The 16,608-nt window shown below is 63.8% G+C and carries 12 protein-coding genes and 1 tRNA gene; 7 read left to right on the plus strand and 6 right to left on the minus strand.

Annotation, left to right across the window (positions count from 1 at the left end; translation table 11 throughout):
* Positions 1-26: 26 nt before the first annotated feature.
* Both FY258_RS02915 and FY258_RS02920 read left to right on the plus strand, forming a co-directional pair.
* Entirely contained in the window at positions 27-4,664 is a 4,638-nt protein-coding gene (locus tag FY258_RS02915) for a PQQ-binding-like beta-propeller repeat protein (protein WP_182279389.1), read from the plus strand.
* A gap of 10 nt (positions 4,665-4,674) precedes the next feature.
* Positions 4,675-5,565 (plus strand): DUF4430 domain-containing protein, encoded by an 891-nt coding sequence (locus FY258_RS02920; protein ID WP_118102977.1) that lies wholly within the window; start codon positions 4,675-4,677, stop codon positions 5,563-5,565.
* 126 nt (positions 5,566-5,691) lie between these two features.
* Here FY258_RS02920 and FY258_RS02925 read toward each other — a convergent pair whose 3' ends face one another.
* The 6 genes from FY258_RS02925 to rlmD form a co-directional block, all read right to left on the minus strand.
* Complete coding sequence (locus FY258_RS02925) at positions 5,692-6,249, minus strand: PTS sugar transporter subunit IIA (protein ID WP_118102979.1); 558 nt, start codon at positions 6,247-6,249, stop codon at positions 5,692-5,694.
* Between the two features lie 227 nt (positions 6,250-6,476).
* A complete protein-coding gene (locus FY258_RS02930; RefSeq protein ID WP_118102981.1) occupies positions 6,477-7,934 on the minus strand; it encodes a basic amino acid/polyamine antiporter in 1,458 nt (485 codons plus the stop codon).
* 139 nt (positions 7,935-8,073) lie between these two features.
* Entirely contained in the window at positions 8,074-9,087 is a 1,014-nt protein-coding gene (locus tag FY258_RS02935) for a P1 family peptidase (RefSeq protein WP_118102983.1), read from the minus strand.
* 91 nt (positions 9,088-9,178) lie between these two features.
* Positions 9,179-9,733, minus strand: coding sequence for a Maf family protein (locus tag FY258_RS02940; protein WP_118102985.1), 555 nt, complete (start codon positions 9,731-9,733; stop codon positions 9,179-9,181).
* Positions 9,730-10,275 (minus strand): DJ-1 family glyoxalase III, encoded by a 546-nt coding sequence (locus tag FY258_RS02945; protein ID WP_118102987.1) that lies wholly within the window; start codon positions 10,273-10,275, stop codon positions 9,730-9,732. Before FY258_RS02945 ends, FY258_RS02940 begins: the two co-directional genes overlap by 4 nt.
* Positions 10,276-10,346: 71 nt before the next feature.
* On the minus strand, positions 10,347-11,660 hold the full coding sequence (rlmD, locus tag FY258_RS02950; RefSeq protein ID WP_118102989.1) for a 23S rRNA (uracil(1939)-C(5))-methyltransferase RlmD: 1,314 nt from the start codon (positions 11,658-11,660) through the stop codon (positions 10,347-10,349).
* Positions 11,661-12,195: 535 nt separating this feature from the next.
* Here rlmD and FY258_RS02955 point away from each other — a divergent pair.
* The 5 genes from FY258_RS02955 to proB all read left to right on the plus strand — a co-directional run bounded on the left by FY258_RS02955 (position 12,196) and on the right by proB (position 16,573).
* A tRNA-Ala gene (locus FY258_RS02955) sits at positions 12,196-12,271 on the plus strand.
* A gap of 156 nt (positions 12,272-12,427) precedes the next feature.
* Positions 12,428-13,372 (plus strand): radical SAM protein, encoded by a 945-nt coding sequence (locus tag FY258_RS02960; protein WP_259324418.1) that lies wholly within the window; start codon positions 12,428-12,430, stop codon positions 13,370-13,372.
* A gap of 90 nt (positions 13,373-13,462) precedes the next feature.
* Positions 13,463-13,867 (plus strand): hypothetical protein, encoded by a 405-nt coding sequence (locus FY258_RS02965; RefSeq protein WP_118102993.1) that lies wholly within the window; start codon positions 13,463-13,465, stop codon positions 13,865-13,867.
* A 79-nt stretch (positions 13,868-13,946) separates the two neighbouring features.
* On the plus strand, positions 13,947-15,455 hold the full coding sequence (locus FY258_RS02970; protein WP_118102995.1) for a nicotinate phosphoribosyltransferase: 1,509 nt from the start codon (positions 13,947-13,949) through the stop codon (positions 15,453-15,455).
* Entirely contained in the window at positions 15,452-16,573 is a 1,122-nt protein-coding gene (proB, locus tag FY258_RS02975; RefSeq protein ID WP_118102997.1) for a glutamate 5-kinase, read from the plus strand. The genes FY258_RS02970 and proB overlap by 4 nt, the downstream gene beginning before the upstream one ends.
* The last annotated feature ends 35 nt before the right edge of the window (positions 16,574-16,608 follow it).

The following is a 16,608-nucleotide window of genomic DNA, read 5'->3' on the forward strand; positions in this document are numbered from 1 at the left end:
GCCGCTCGCCTCGCGGAGGGTTCAAGGTGCCTGTTTGGCACAAGGCCCTCGTGGCGGTGCTCTCATTCACAATGCTGTCGAGTGGCGTGCCCGCGCCCGCATGGGCGCAGGCCGTCGAGGATGCGCAGGATGTGTTGGCTCAGGCTGCTGCGGCTGCGCAGGAGCCCCGCGCGGACGTCGACGCGGCGGTTGCCGCAGGCGGCCTGGTTGCGGGGGAGGGCCACGAGGAGGCCGCCGCACCTGCGGGGGATGCCGAAAAGGGCGAGCAACCTTCCGCGCCGGCACCCGAGCCAGCCGCTCCCGCCCGCGATGATGCGCCTGCTACCCCAGCTGACGACGCGCCTGCGGATGGCGCCGCACCTGCCGCGAGCGCAGACGACCGCTCCGCCCGCGCGGGCCTCGACGCGGATTACATCTACATCCACGACAAGAACGGATCGGATCCCCGCAAGATCGGCGTGGGTCAGGAGCTGCGCATCGACGCCACCTATGAGGACCCCGACTGGGGTGACGAGTACGACTTTTCCGACCGCGACTACGAGGGCATGGCCTTCCAGTGGTACGTGGGCGAGCAGAAGGTCGACTACGCTTCCGGTGACACCGCCTGGAAGGCCAAGGGCTACGCGGCCATCGAGGGTGCCACGAAGCGCTCCTTCACCGTGCCCGAGGGCCTGATCGGCAAGTGCCTCGCCGCGCGCGTGGTCAACCCCGGCGGCAGCGTGGTGTGGGTGTCCGCCTCGAGCGCTCAGGTGACGGACGGCAAGACCGATCTGGTGCGCGTGGGGCTTTCCGGCAAGGCCAAGGTCGGGGCCACCTTGCGCGCCACCGCCTTTGAGGAGGGCGGCTGGTCCGGCGAGCAGGAGGCGACGGCCGGCGTGACGTACCGCTGGCTGGCGGCCCCGAGCACCACGAACAAGTTCGCCCCTATCCCTGGCGCCACCGGTCCCGCGCTCACGCTCGACGCCTCGCTTGCCGGTAGCCACATCAAAGTTGAGGCGACCTCGCGCAACACCGTGGCGTCCGAGGCTGTGGGCCCCGTGGCCGCCGCCGGATCCGCCGAGAACGAGGCCAAACTCGCCGCCGCAATCGCAGCGCTCGAGAAGGACGGTTTCAGAGGCTACTACCCCGCGCCCGCGTTCGGTGCCGACGCCAACCTCAACACCATGATCGAGGCGCGCCTGGAAAAACTCGGCGTGACCGGTGTCGCGAGCCATGTGGTGAGTTCCGGCATGGAGAAATACGAGCCTACTGCCCGCGGTTCGATCGACACCACCGATGGCGCCTCCAACGGCGATATCGAGTTCTTCTTCTTGCCGCCCGTGGAGCGCACGAGCAGCACCGACTACACGGTGCTGCGTCGTTTTCAGCCCACGTATCGGCTGACCTGCGGTGACGCGACCGACACCTTCACTCCCGAGCGCACCTCTCAGTTGCCGTGGGACGATGCGCGTGTGGAGGAGTATCTCACCCGCACCTTTGACAATGTTGAGCTTCCAGCTGAATTCGCCCAGGGCTCCGTTCCCGAAGCCATCACGAAGCTCGAGCTGCCGTTCAAGGTCGTCGACGCAAAAACGCGGAAGACCGTCGCAAGCATCGAGTGGACCTCCTCCAATGCCAGGGTCGCCAAGGTAGTCTCCTCGTATAATGCGGCCTCGGTTTCCTTCACGCATCCCGCCGCACCCGCCAACGTGGTGCTCACCGCCACGATTAAGATGGCCGGCGCCTCGGGCCTGTCCGACAAGACGATCGCCGTGGAGCGTCCCCTTTCGGTCGAGCCGCGCTCCGACGCCACGGTCGAGCAGATTGAGCGCGAGCTGTCCTCTGTGCTTGCCAAGGCCAAAGTCGGCCTGATGCAGGGCGGCACGCTGAACCCCTCAGCGGTCGCCGGCGACCTCAAGCTCCCTACGCCCCGAGCGCTCGGCATCGACGGCCGCGCGTACAAACTCTCCTACGAAAGCAGCGATCCCGCGACGATTCGCATCAACACCTATCGAGGCGTGGTGACTGGCAATCTCGAGGGGGAGGAGCCCCGTTCCGCGACCATCACCGCACGGCTCACCTATGAGGACGTGGCCGTTACGCGCGAGCTGGGCACGTTCACGCCCGCCGTGGTCACGAATGCCGAGATTGATGCCGCCATCGACTTCATGGGCAGGGTGAAGGCCGGCTACGCCGCAGCGTTGCTGGGCGCCAACGCCTCGCCAGACGAGGTTATGGATGGCCTCGATACCTTCCAGAGCGCCTCTCCCACACCAGACGGCTCCGTTGTTTGGGCGCGCACCTTCGATGAGCGTGACGATGCGGGTATCGTGCCTGTCGACCTGCCCGGTTACGATCCCATGGGATCGGCGCAGTGGCGTCTATTCCGCTCGTCGCGCCCGTCCGTTGTGGCTCATGAGAACCTACTTGTCACGCAGCCTGCGTATAACACCAAGGTCCGCATCGACTCGACGCTCACCTATAAGGCTTTCGAGTCCCTTGCCGAGGCCCATCCTCAAAATATTAAGCTCCAGCAGCTCGTCAACCAGCCGGTTAGCGCGATGTACACCGTTTTGGGTGCCACGGGTGCCGAGAGCCCCGAGGCTGGTCGCACGCTGACGGTTAATGCGCGCGTGACCGGCTTGGATGCGGTCAAGGACGACGGCACGCGTGAGCAGCGCGACTGGATCCCGCTCACCGAGGTGACGCTGCCCATGGAGGAGGGCGCCACCGCCTGGGATGTGTTCGCGGGACTACTCGATGGGGCCGGATACACCTATGCGCTCAACGCGGCCGGTCCGATGAGCATCACCACGCCGGACGGTATCACACTCGATAGCGACTTCAACAAGCCCTATCGATATTGGGCATTCTTCATCAACGGCGAGTACGGCCAAGGTTCCGAGGGCGCTGCCACGACCTGTCCGGTTAGAGACGGCGTGACCATCGAGTTGCGCTACCTCGACGACGGCGTGACCGTGCTGCCTCAGGCGGATGTGATCGTCAATCCCGACGCCGAGCACCCTGATCTCGATGCGCAATGGAACGGGTTCATCAACGGCGGCACCGGTTCGGTGACTGACGCCTTGACGCCGACGGAGGGCGGTGAGCTTGCGTGGGCTGAGAACCTGCTTACGGCCGAAGAGGTCAAGGCGGGAGCGAAGCTCTACGCCTCCGATCCACTTATCATCGATGGCAAGATTTATATCGTGACGGCATCCGAGGTGCAGGATCCGGAGACATGGCGCCCCATTCATAGCCTCGCTCGCCTGCAGGTCGTTGACCGCTCGACGGGCAAGATCGAGCGGGAGGTTCAGCTGGGTTCCACCATGGACAGCACCTGCCGCCCCGCGTATGCAGACGGCATCATCGTGATTCCTCTGTCTGGTGGGTACTTGCAGGCGGTTTCTGCAAAGACTCTCGAGACGATTTGGGTTGTTCCTGCGGCTTCAAAGGGTCAATCCCTGTGCACGCTCACGGTACGCGACGGCTACGTATACGTGTCCTCGTTCGATGCGTTTGGCGAAGGCGAGGCGACCGCTTCGGGGTCCGTTCGGCGTTACAACCTGCGCACGGGGGCTCTGGCGGGAGACATGCGCAACAATGGAGCTGGGTATTATTGGGCAGGCGGCGTCAACGTGGGCGATTTCTTCGTGATCGGCGATGACGCCGGTGTCATCCACGTGTTTACCTCCGACCTCTCGCGTGAGGTGTCGAGCGTCGATGTGAGTGACCATTTCCTCCGTACGTCGCTCGTGGAGGCCGATGGTTTCGTTTATGCCGTCTCGCGTGACGACGGTGTGCTGCACAAGCTTGCGATTGACGAACATGGCGCGGTTTGCGAAGTGGGCAGCGTGAAGGTTGCCGCCTACTCCACCTCCACGCCCGCTATTGTGGGCGGATATGCATTCGTGGGTGGATTGGGCGAGGGGAAGATGTGGTTGGCCCCGGGTATGCTCAGCGTCGTCGACCTGTCTTCGATGACCGTCGTTTCGAGTATCACGAAGGCCGATGGTTCCGATATCCGTGGCGAGATCAAGAGCGCGCCGCTCGTCTCGGTGCAGGATGACGAGACGTACGTCTACTTCACCTCGAACAAGGTGTCGAATTCCTTTGATGCCGGTGGAGGAGTGTATGTGTATCGCCTGGGCGATGCCCAGGCCAAGGTGTTGTTCCAACCGAAGCCGGACATGGTTCAGTACTGCATGGCCTCGGTCATCTGCGATGAGGAGGGCAACCTCTACTACACCAACGACTCTGGCCATCTGTTCAAGATTGCGGGGAACGGTCCCGCCCAGGGTGGTGACGGCGGTTCCGGCGGCGGTGAGACAGGCGGCAACGGCGGTGAGACCGGAGGCGGCAACGGCGGTGAGACCGGAGGCGGCAACGGCGGTGAGACCGGAGGCGGCAACGGCGGCCAGACCGACAATGGCGGTCAGGCTGGTGGCGACCACGGCGACGGTCAAACCGACTCGAATTCCGGCGCGGGAACAACCGATTCCGATTCTGGTGATAAGTCACAGACGGCAGGGTCCGTGGCCGTTTCCGAGGGTGCTTCGACCGTTGAGGCCAATGCGGCCCATGGCATGTCTCTGCCCGCCCGCGTCGCGTTCACGGCGGGCGTCGTTGGCGTTGCCGGACTGGTGACGTCAGGCTTGTGGATGGCCGTCTCGCGCCGTCGTTAGGAGGTTCGATATGGCAGATGATAAGAGGGCCGTTTCGTCTGAGTTGCCCGCGGATGCCGCGGAGATGCACTGTCGAGACGTCGTGATGGACGCTCCGACAGATGGAGGTAGCACGGACGGGCGCTCCGATCGCCGTCGGAGGAAGGTTCAGCTTGCGATCGCGGGTGCTTCCCTCGTGCTCGTCTTGGGCTCCGTGGGTTACTTCGCCCTCAATCCCGATGCGATGTCCATGGGCGGCGACGTCACCTCTGCGCAGACGGGTTCCAATTCGGATGGGGGTACATCCGATGCCGAGTTGGATGGGGGTGCCTTCGTCGCCCCCTACGCCACTCCGGTCGAGAACTCGTCCAAAGATTCGGGAGACCGATCGTCCAGCACCTCGGGTGACAACGGTTCGAAGGTCCAGTCCAGCGCATCCGACTCCGACGGATCTAACTCCTCGGCATCCTCGTCCAACGGCTCCAGCGGAAATCCCAGCGGCCCCGCGAACGGATCGACCTCATCAAAGCCCAATTCCGGTGGCAGTTCCTCGCAACAGGGCGGGGGAGGCCAGGCCGACAAACCGGCGGGCGGTGGGCAAAAGCCCGCGTCCAAGACCGTGACGGTCTCCATCTTGGTCGATTCCAGCGCAGTGGGCGGACCGGTTTCCGGCAGCGGTACGTTCACCTTTGAGGAGGGCGCTACGGTCTACGACGCACTGTGCGCCTTGGGTCTCAGTATCGGTTCGCAAGACAGCATCCACGGCGTGTATGTGAGCTCCATCAACGGGCTGGCGGAGAAGGAACACGGCGGCTCGAGTGGCTGGATGTATGCGGTCAACGGCAAGCTGCCCAACATGGCGTGCAGTGCCTACAAGCTTGTCGATGGCGATTCCATCCAGTGGCGCTATGTGACCGGATAGTCGATTCGCGCGTCGGTTCAATGCGCACTTCGGCGTTCATTCGCGTACTTCGTTGGCATGAAGAAGCCCGGAAGACCTGTGGCCTTCCGGGCTTCGGTGCTTTGCGCGAACGGGCTGCGGGATAGCTTACTTGGTGACGATCAGCGGATCGCCGACCTTCACGAGCGGGCGGCCGCCGAGCAGGGTGCTGGAGGAACCGATCGCGTGGACCTCGTCCAGTTCCTGGGGGTTGCTCACCACGCAGGTCACAACATCGTCATGGCCGGCGGCCTTGATGGCCTCGTCGTCAAAGGACAGGATGGGCTGACCGGCGGAGACGATATCGCCCGCCTCGACATAGCGGGTGAAGCCCTTGCCATCCATGTCGATGGTGTCCAGGCCGACGTGGATGAGAACCTTGGCGCCCGTTTCGGACAGGATGCCGATGGCGTGGTTGGTGACGGTCACAACGTCAACGCGGCCGGACACCGGGGCGTACACGACGTTGCCGACGGGCAGGATGCCGTAGCCCTTGCCGAGCAGGCCCTGGGAGATGACCTCGTCGTTGATTTCCTTCTGGTCGACGAGCATGCCGGAGATGGGCGCGTAGACCGTGTCCTTTCGGGATGCGAACGTGGCGGAAACGGGGGTCTCGGTGTTCTCAGTGTTGTGGAACACGCTGGTGATGTTGGAGAAAAAGCTCATTGGTTGCCTCCCATTGAGAATGGTGCGCCCCATGCTGCGGCGCACACGAATATACGGTTATCCTATCCGATTTCGGGTGATTGTATGCCTGTATTTCGGCCAAGCTGGCATAACCGTGAGATATGTTGCAGTGAATCGGCGAGTGGTCGAATACCGAGAGAAACTCAGCCGTCATTCCCGCAGGTCGAGCAGTTGCTGGATGAGCTTGATGCCGTTCGAAGCGAGGTTTACTGCAACATTTCTCTTTCGCGTTGGGCTTTCTTGTAGAAGAAGATGCCGGGGATGTAGGCGATGCAGCACAACAGGAGTTGCTGGATACCCGCAAGTGCCACGGCAAGTACGAGGAACACAACCGTGAACGAAGCGAGTGCCAAATCGGTTCCACGGACGCGTTCGGAGCTTGGATGCTCGGCGTTTCCTACGGCTTCGGGATGGTCCGACCGCCCCCGCTTTTGCTGCTCAATTCCGAGCTTGACCATATACGCGGCGGCGAGCGTCCAGCTGATGGTGATCGCCGCCGTGCAGAGCGAGTAAGCCAGCTGGTATGCCTCGCTGGAGAACATCATCACGATGGTGAGAAGTTGAACCATGGCGCCCGTGGTGAACAGGCAGGCCGTGGGCGCACTGTATGCGTTTAGATGAGAGAACGCACGGGGCAGCAACTTCATCTGCGCCATACCGCACAGCGCCTCGGACGCCAACATGGTGAAGGAGAGCCAGGCGCCAAAAATGGAGATGATCAGGCCTGCGGAGATGAACGCACCGCCCCAAGGTCCCACGACGCGCGCGAAGATGTGGGGCATGGACGGGGAGCCGAGCGCCATGAGCTCCTCACGGGTGAGATAGCCGTAGGGCAGGATCGACGCTGCGATGTAGATGACCACGAGTACCGTGCATCCCAGGATGCTGGCGCGGCTTACATCGGACTTGCGTTCGGCGCGGTGGCCCAGCACGCTCGCGCCTTCCATGCCCACGAAGACCCACATCATCACCATGAGGCAGTTGACGATCTGCCTGGGAATGGGTCCGGGTGCACCCACCACGGTGCCGTTTACGTTTGCGTACGATGCGCCGTAGAGATTGTTTGCGACGTTGCCCCAAAAGTCCGCGGTGAACACGTCGAAATCGAAGACGAAGACCATTGCGATGATGAACGAGAAGATGGGCACGAGCTTGCAGACCATGACGATGGTGTTGAGCGTGCTCGCTTGCTCCACGCCGCGGTTCACGAGCAGTACAATCGCCCAGTTCAACAGAGAGATGAATTCCACGCCCGGAATGGTGAGGTTGCCCGCGAACGGAGGATAGAAATATCCGATGGCGGTGACGAGCATGACGCCGAACGCCACGTTGCCGATCCAAATCGAGAGCCAGTAACCCCATCCGGAGATGAATCCGACGAACGGGCCAAATCCCGCATGGGCGTAAGCCACGATGCCGTCGAGTTCGGGCTTGACGATGGAGAGGCGTCCAAAGGTGGTGGCAAGGCCCATGAAGCCGATTCCGGTGATGAGCCAGGCAATGAGCGCAGGTCCGGGGGCCGCGGCGGCCGAGACATCTGTGGAGAGAGCGAACACGCCCGAGCCGATTGCCGAGCTGATGACGAGTGCGATGAGCCCCATGAGGCTGATGCCATGCTTGCGCGGCGCGTCTTGAACGGTGGGATTTGGAGTTGAATCGGACATCGTGGAGCCTTGAATATCGTGATGGTCAAAAGATGCTATCAGCATAGAGCAACGCCCCGCGTCCTGCCGGATGTCCGGTGAGGGGCGGGGCGTTGTCCGCGAACGGTTTGGATGGGCCTGATGAGGGACCGATCGTTGATTAAGGGGCCGCGATGTCGCGATGGGCGGGGAGCCCGTGCAGGGCTGTCGCCTCGGTGCACCCGGCGACGATGGCCGCCTCAAGCGCGCGTGTGGCGACGAGCCCGATCAGGTCGAGCGGGATGCGCGCGGATGCATCGGCACCAAGCGAGCCGTTTGCGAGAACATAGATGGTGTCGCCGTCGTTGGTCGTGTGCGTAGGGCGGATGGCGTGTGCATAGGCGTCGGCTGCCATCTGGGCGACTTTGGTTGCCTGCGCTTTGGTGAGGCAGGCATTGGTGACGATGCAGGAAATGGTGGTGTTCGTGCGGTCGAGCGGCATGGTGACCTGCTCGCCCATGGCGAGCATCGCCTCTTCCATGTTGACGATCTCGAGTCCGTCAGCGGTGGCGCGCATGCCGGCAATCGGCTGGAGGGTGGCGGGGTCGACTACGTTGCCCACGGCGTTCACGGCAGACACCGCGCCCACCTGCAGGCTGCCAAGCTGGAAGGCGCGTGCGCCGAGTCCCGACTTCATGCAGCGCTCGGGTCCGCCGAGCTTGCCGACGGTGGCTCCGGTACCGGCGCCCACGCACCCCTCCGCGAGTGGGAGGCTTTCGGGCGTGATGAGCGCCTCGCGGACTGCCATGGCCCCGTCGAAGCTCGTGGGTCGTGCCTGCGAGTTGCCGAATGCAAGGTCGAACAGGCAGCTCGAACATACGATGGGCACGCGTCCGCAGCCCACGTCGAGGCCGATGCCATGCTTTTCGAGTTCGTTGGCGGCGCCCGAGGCGGCATCGAGACCAAAGGCCGATCCGCCGCTCAATACGACGGCGTGTACCTCCTCAACGGTGTTCTCCGGTTTGAGCAGGTCCGTTTCACGCGATGCCGGCGCCGCCCCACGCACGTCGACGCCGCCGACGGCGCCCTCGGGCGCGACGATCGCCGTGCATCCCGTTCCGCCCGCGCGGTCCGTGAAGTGCCCGAACTTGAATCCGGGAATCTCGGTGATTGAGATGGGGGAGAGCGTGGACATGGTGTCTCCTATCCATTTGCTGAGGCTTACGATACATGATGCTGCCTGAGCGCCCTGCAGCGGGTCTTGTATGCCCGCCGCAGGGCGCGCGTTAGGTTCGTGACAGCGCGCGGACGACCTTGGCGATGGGGAGGCCGACGACGTTGTAGAAGTCGCCGTCGATCTTCTCGACGAGCATACGGCCGTGTTGGCCTTGGATGCCGTAGGCGCCGGCCTTGTCCATGGGTTCGCCTGTTGCAACGTACGCGTCGATCTCGTCGTACGAGAGCTCGTAAAACGTGACGTCGGTTATGTCGACGAAGGATTCGGCGCTCCCGTCGCGCACGATGCAGACCCCAGTGGCGACTTGATGCGTTTTGCCGGAGAGGGCGTGGAGCATACGGCGCGCGTCGGCTTCGTCTGCCGGTTTGCCGAGCAGCTCTCCGCCGAGGGCGACGATGGTGTCGGCTGCCACGACCGGTTCGCCTTCCTCGGCATGTTCTTTTGCCACCGCTGCGGCCTTGGCGCGGGCCAGGCGCTCGACCAGGTCGAACGGGCCCTCGTCCGGCAGAGCGGTCTCATCGATGTTTGCGGGTATGACGCGGGTGTCGAAACCCGCCTCACGCATCAGCTCGATGCGGCGAGGCGATTGGGAGGCGAGAATCACAGCTGGATACCGTCCTTCACCTTTTCGACGGCGACCTCGCCGGCGATGTCGTTCAGGATGGCGAGGGCGAAGGGCAGAGCCTGGCCCATGCCGGAGGCGGTGATCACGTTGCCGTCGACCACCACGGTGCGGTCCCCTGCGAAGGAGCCCGCGGGGAAGGCGGTTTCGAAGCCGGGGAAGCACGTGGCCTTGTGACCCTCGAGTGCGCCGAGTTCCGCCAGGATGAAGGGCGCGGCGCAGATGGCGGCGACGTGCTTGGTGGCGGCGAACTCGCGCACCAGCTCGCAGACGCGCTCGTCGGCGCGAAGGTTGGTGGCGCCGGGCAGGCCGCCGGGCAGCACGACGTAGTCGTATTCGGAGAAATCGACCTCGTCGAACGTGACGTCGCATGTGACGGGGATCTGCTGGGAGGTCACGACGTCGCGCGTATCCATGATGGAGACGAGGGCGGTGTGGATGCCTCCGCGACGCAGGACATCGACGACGGTCAGGCATTCGATGGTCTCAAAACCATCGGCGGCAAGTACGGCAACTCCGGCCATGGCAAATCCTCTCATTTGGATGCAGCGATGCCGGAGTTATACCCGATTCGTCCTTGTGAGTATCAGCCGCTTTATGCGCGGGTGAGCCTGACGACCGTCTCGCAGTGGAAGGTCTGTGGGAACAAGTCGACGGGAGTGGCCCAGACGGGGCGGAAGGTCCCCTCCTCCACAAAGCGGCGTAGGTCGCGGGCGAGGGTGGCGGGGTCGCAGGAAACGTAGGCCACATCGCGTGCGCTCGTCGACGCAATGAGGTCGATGGCCTCGGGCGCCAGGCCCGCGCGCGGCGGGTCCACCACGAGCACATCGGCGTCCTCATCGGGGAACTCGCGCACGGCGTCTCCGCCGATCACGTCGACGTTGGTGAGGTTGGCGATATCGAGGTTGCGGCGCAGGTCACGCACGGCCGGTCCGTAGGACTCGACGGCGCTCACAAAGTCGCAGCGGCGCGCGAGCGGCAACGTGAAGGTGCCGGCGCCGCAATACAGGTCGATGCCGAACTCGTCGGGTTGAGGGTCGAGCGCCTCCATGACGAGGTCGATGAGTATCTCGGCGGCTTTGGTGTTCACCTGGAAGAACGACGGGGCAGACAGGCGCATGTTCTCCTCACCGATCTTCTCGGTCCAGGAGCCCTCACCCGCAAGGGCCTCGACGCCGGCGACGCGGCGAGCTCGCTTCTCGCCCTTGGACATGACGCGTACCACGCTCGTCGCGCGCACGGCGTCGCTCAGCACTCGTGAGACCTGGGCGCGCGGGAAGGCCCCCGTGGGGGTCCACAGCGCTATCTCGAGAGCGCCAGTGCGGCGACTCGAGCGGATGCCGACGCGCTCGAGCTCAAGGTCGCGCGAGTTGCCGAGGAAGCCGAGTGCGCCTGTCACGGCCTTGATGGCCTTGGCATGTTTCTTGTCGAACAGCGGGCAAGAATCGACTTTGATGACCTGGTTGGCATCGCGCCCGTGCATGCCGAGACGGAACTTACCGCCCTCGCGCACCGGTGCGAGCTCGACTTTATTGCGATACTCCCAGGGCTCCTTGGTGTGACGAATGGGGCGCATGAGCTCGGCGACCTCCTCGGGGGAGAACTTGCCGATGCGTGTGAGGGCACTGCGCAGGTTCTCCTCTTTGGCTGCGAGTTGGGACTCATGCGAGAGGCCGCCCCAGGGGCAACCGCCGCAGATACCGATGAAAGGACAGGGCGCCTGGACGCGATCGGCGGAGGGCTCGAGGACCTCCTCGACTACGGCGCGTGAGAAGGAAGGCCCGTCATCGGTGATGCGGGCCTCGACGGTATCGCCGATCAGGCCACCGGAGACGAAAACGGCTTTGCCCTCGTCCGTGCGGGCGAGGCCGTCCGGTCCGTATGTCATAGTGTCGATGGTGAGCCTCATGGCGCCTCCCGTGCCTGTTCAATTGGGGACGTATGATCGTTGGGGACCGTCCGCCGTGGTGTGCGGTCCAGTCGTTTCCAGTATCGCAGGCCATGCGTGCGAATGTGCGGGTCACCTGCGAATTCCTCGTCGTTATACATAAAGAAAGCCGCATTACGCGCGGCTTGTCACCATCGTCCGACAACACTTTTTCGAAGTCAAGACTAGTATCGCAAATCGCATGCCCTATGATGAAGGTGTTCCGCCCCCCGCGGAGCAACTGGGTGAACCGTCGCGTTTATTTAGGGAGCCCGAGAAGTCGAGCGCAGTACAGGAATCCTTCGTTGTTAAGGAAGCTGGAACCGAGCGATGAGGGCACCCACCTTGCAGAGGTGGGTTCATTTTCGTGAAGTGGGGGGCGGTTTTCTTGTGTCGCGCCAACATGCGCGGTCCGACGCGCCGCGGCGCGTGCGCTGTGCTCGCGTTGCGACGAGAAATTCTTCGTCATTTTGCCGTTGACACCGCGCGCATGGTTGCTAGAATGTTCACTTGTCCTGGGGACGTAGCTCAGCTGGGAGAGCGCCTCGGTCGCATCGAGGAGGTCGAGGGTTCGATCCCCTTCGTCTCCACCACAGGATTTTGATTAGGCTCCGGTAACGGGGCCTTTTTCATATCGGTTGAATGCGCCCACTGTTGGTCGCTTCAGTTGTATTTGGATGCACGGTGCGACTTTGCGCTATGTGTAAAACGCACCCGTCCCCAAATTACACATGGGAAGGACGCACGCCATGACGAACCTGCTCGAAACTGCCTCGCTTAGTCATTGCGAGCTTTGCCCGCGTCGCTGCGGGGCGAATCGCGCGGCGGGCGCGCGTGGCGTGTGCGGGGCGGACGACTCTCTCAAAATCGCCCGTGCGGCACTGCATTATTGGGAGGAGCCGCCCATCTCCGGCGAGCGCGGGTCGGGCACGATCTTCTTTTCCGCCTGCCCCCTCAAATGTGTGTACTGCCAGAACCATGAGATCTCGACAGGCGGATTTGGCATCGAAGTCGCGCCCGGACGCCTGGTCGAGATCATGCTCGAGCTCCAGGAGCAGAGGGCGCACAACATCAACCTCGTCACCGCGACGCATTACGCGCACCTCTTGCCCGATGCGATTGGCGAGGCGCGCCGAAGGGGCCTGTCTATTCCCATCGTCTATAACACGAGCGGCTACGAGCGCGAGGAGGCCGTCGCCGAGCTTGCCGATTTGGTCGACGTCTGGCTCGTGGACTACAAATACGCCGATGCCGACTTGGGCCGTGCGCTGTCCCATGTCGTTGATTATCCCGAGACGGCGGCGCGTGCCCTGTCTCGCATGTGCGCCGTGGTGGCCGCACGCGGGGGAGAGCTCGTAGATGCGGACGGCATGATGCAGCGCGGGGTGATCGTGCGCCACTTGGTGCTTCCCGGTCACACGGATGATTCGTGTCGCGTGCTCGATCGTATTTGGGATGTGGCCGGCGACGTGCCGATTTCTGTTATGAACCAGTACACGCCGAATGAGCGGATGCGTGCATCGGGTGGGGAGCTTTCTCGCGCGGTTACGGAAGACGAATACGAGTTCGTGCTCGACCACGCCGACGATGTGGGGTTCACGCAGATGTTCTGGCAGGAGGGCGGCGCGGTGGATGAGAGCTTCACGCCCGCGTTCGACACCACGGGTGTGCTGCGCTCGGCGTCTGCAGGCTAGGGGTGCGAACGGGTATACTGCAACCCATCCATACATGCATGAGGGGTGCGCGGCGCGGTCGCCTGCCCTTGATATCAGGAGGAATCCGCTATGGCCGACCAAACTGCCACGCCGCTGACGGACGAGGAGCGCGAGGAGCTCGAGGCCCTGCGCGCCGAGAAGGCGCGCCGCGCTGAGGAGGAGCGCGCTCGCGTGGAGCGCGTGGAGCTCGAGGCCCTGCGTGCAGAGCAGGAGCGCGTCGATGCCGAGATCTTGGCCGAGCGCGCCGCCGAGGAGCGCGCGGCTAGGAAGGCGCCCGCGGCCAAGGATGCTTTGTCTCGTCCGGAACCTCAACCCACGCCCAGTCCCAAGGAGAAGACCTTCGGTGAGCGCATGGTGACCTCCAGCACCGTGGATGACGATGGCATTCCAACCATGCCCGTCGCGCAGAAGATCATCATCGCCGTCGCCCTCGTCGCCGTGGTCGCTTTCATCATCTACACCGCCACGCGCTAGCCGTGTCGATGCTTCCGCTTCTGCCGCGTCGAGCACGAATCTCGGCGCGGCGCACGTCATTTCGGAAAGGGGCCTTCTCGTGGCTTTGACCGATGCCACGCGTCCAACCGACGCGTCCATGAACACCGACTTATATGAGTTGACTATGGCCCAAGGGCTGTGGGAGAACGATAAGACCGAGGAGCAGGGGTGCTTCACGGCGTTCTTCCGGGAGGCGCCGTTTGGCAACTCCTATGCGGTCATGTGCGGTACCGCCGAGCTCGGGGAGTTCGTTGAAAACTTCCGGTTCACCGAGGAGGACATCGCCTACCTCTCCGAGCTCGAGGCGCCTGGCGGCGGCTTGCTGTTCAAATCGGGATTCCTGCGATTCCTTGCCGACTTCCGTCCTCGGGTGGATATCGACGCGATTCCCGAGGGCGAGTTGGTGTTCGCACGCGAACCGATGGTTCGCGTGACGGGCCCCATGCTCGATTGCCAGCTTTTGGAGACGGCACTGCTCAACATCATCGGCTTCCAGACGCTTGTCGCCACCAAGACCGCGCGGGTGGTTCAGGCGGCGCAGGGCCGTCCGGTTGCGGAGTTCGGCTTGCGCCGGGCCCAGGGCCCCGATGGCGGCGTCGCGGTCGCGCGCGCAAGCTACGTTGCGGGATGCGCTTCGACCTCGAACGTCCTTGCGGGGCGTCGCTATGGCATCCCCGTTTCGGGAACGCACGCGCACAGTTGGGTCCTGAGCTTCCCGACGGAGCTCGAGGCCTTCCGCGCGTTCGCGAAGAGCTCCCCCAAGAACTGCACACTGCTCGTCGACACCTATGACGTGCGCGAGGGCGTTGAGAACGCCATAGCCGTGGCGCGCGAGATGGAGGCCTCCGGCGAGCGCCTCTCCGGCATCCGCATCGATTCGGGCGACCTGGCGAAGCTCTCCGCCTACGCGCGCCGTCGCTTCGATGAGGAGGGTCTCGACTACGTGAAGATCGTCGTGTCGAACGATCTCGACGAGCATACGATCAGCTCCCTGTTGGGCCAGGGCGCTCCAGTCGATGCATTCGGCGTGGGCACCAAGCTTGCCACCTGCTACGACCAGCCTGCGCTCGGGTGCGTGTACAAGCTCTCGGCGCGTCGCGATAGCGCCTCGGAAGCCTGGACTCCCGTCATGAAGTTTTCCGAGCAGCCCTACAAACGCACGATTCCCGGTGTTCAGCAGGTGCGTCGCTACGTGGATCGCACGGGAAGCCCCGTGTGCGACATGATTTGGGACGAGTCCTCCCAGCCTGGCGATGGGACGTTCGGTCACACGCTCGTGGCGGTGAACGACGCGGCGTTGGTGACCGATGTGTCAGGATTCAGTTTCCGAGAGTTGTTGGAGCCGGTCGTGCGCGAGGGCTCCGCGGTCGCCCCGCGTGAGAACATCGAGCTCGCCCGCGCCCGTTGCGCCGCATCTCTCGCTTCGCTTGATGACGCGTACAAGCGCTTTTTGTATCCTCAATCCTACGTGGTGGGCATGGAGCGCGGACTCGCCGCCCTGCGAGACGGCCTCGTGCGCGAGCGCATGGCCGCCACGTCCTCCGTACTTCCCTGGAAGGCAAAATGATGAACGAACGCAAGACCATGGTGGTGAAGATCGGCTCCTCCACGTTGGTAGAGGCGGGTGAGCTTCGCCGTGATTTTATAGCGGACCTTGCAGCGCAGGCTCGCGATCTGCGTGATGCCGGCTGGGACCTCGTGGTGGTGAGCTCGGGCGCGATCGCTTGCGGCGCCCCCTTGCTAGGATTCGAAAAGCGCCCAACCGACATGCCAAGCCTGCAGGCTTGCGCTTCGGTGGGGCAGTGCGTGCTGTCCGCCGTGTATGACGAGGAGTTTCGCGCCGTAGACATGCTGACCTCGCTGGTGCTGCTCACGCGCAGCGATACCGCCCGCCGCTCCTCCTATCTGCACGCCCGCGATGCACTCACGCGCCTGCTCGAGCTCGGCGTGGTGCCCGTGGTGAACGAGAACGACACCACCGCCGTCGACGAGATCAAGTTCGGCGATAACGACACGCTCGCCGCCCTTGTGAGCTGCCTGGTATCCGCCGATCTGTGCGTGACGCTCTCCGACATCGACGGTCTGTACACGGCTAATCCCTCGCTCGATCCGAGTGCCGAGTTCATCCCGCTCGTGGACAAGATCGACGCCGCGATCATCGGTTCCGCCGGCGACTCCACCACCTCGGTCGGCACGGGTGGCATGATCACCAAGATTCGCAGCTGCCGCATCCTCATGACGGCCGGCATCGAGAGCGTCATCTGCTCGGGTGCCGAGGAGCGCCCACTGGTGCGCCTTGCCATGGGCGAGCAGGTGGGTACGCGGTTCGTGCCGCCTGCGGGCCGTTTGGAGATCGCGCCTCGTAAACTGTGGATTGCGCTGGGCGATTCGGCTCACGGTACGGTGACAGTCGATGCCGGTGCCGCAAGGGCCCTGGTCGATGGCGGCGGGTCACTGCTGCCGGTCGGCATCAAAACCGTCGATGGCGATTTTTCCGCAGGCGATATCTTGGACGTTCGCGATGCGGATGGGTTCGTGCTTGCCCGTGGCATCGCCGAGGCCGATCGGGACGTGCTCGAGCTCGCCGCGGGCCGTCGCCAGGAGGACATCGCCGGCAATCGTCTGCTCGTCGCGCTCGCAGATAAGCCCGCCATCCACCGCGACAACCTGATCGTATTCGCGTAGCGCCGCGGCCTGCCCGATGTGCAATTGGGGACGGG

Origin of the sequence: Collinsella intestinalis, assembly GCF_902364775.2 — a bacterium.
Classification (GTDB): Bacteria; Actinomycetota; Coriobacteriia; order Coriobacteriales; family Coriobacteriaceae; genus Collinsella.

Bases quoted from the DNA above. Each gene is read 5' to 3' on its own strand.
- FY258_RS02920 (WP_118102977.1), top strand. From the start codon at position 4,675: ATGGCAGATGATAAGAGGGCCGTTTCGTCTGAGTTGCCCGCGGATGCC.
- FY258_RS02925 (WP_118102979.1), bottom strand. From the start codon at position 6,249: ATGAGCTTTTTCTCCAACATCACCAGCGTGTTCCACAACACTGAGAAC.
- FY258_RS02930 (WP_118102981.1), bottom strand. From the start codon at position 7,934: ATGTCCGATTCAACTCCAAATCCCACCGTTCAAGACGCGCCGCGCAAG.
- FY258_RS02935 (WP_118102983.1), bottom strand. From the start codon at position 9,087: ATGTCCACGCTCTCCCCCATCTCAATCACCGAGATTCCCGGATTCAAG.
- FY258_RS02945 (WP_118102987.1), bottom strand. From the start codon at position 10,275: ATGGCCGGAGTTGCCGTACTTGCCGCCGATGGTTTTGAGACCATCGAA.
- rlmD (WP_118102989.1), bottom strand. From the start codon at position 11,660: ATGAGGCTCACCATCGACACTATGACATACGGACCGGACGGCCTCGCC.
- FY258_RS02960 (WP_259324418.1), top strand. From the start codon at position 12,428: ATGACGAACCTGCTCGAAACTGCCTCGCTTAGTCATTGCGAGCTTTGC.
- FY258_RS02965 (WP_118102993.1), top strand. From the start codon at position 13,463: ATGGCCGACCAAACTGCCACGCCGCTGACGGACGAGGAGCGCGAGGAG.
- proB (WP_118102997.1), top strand. From the start codon at position 15,452: ATGATGAACGAACGCAAGACCATGGTGGTGAAGATCGGCTCCTCCACG.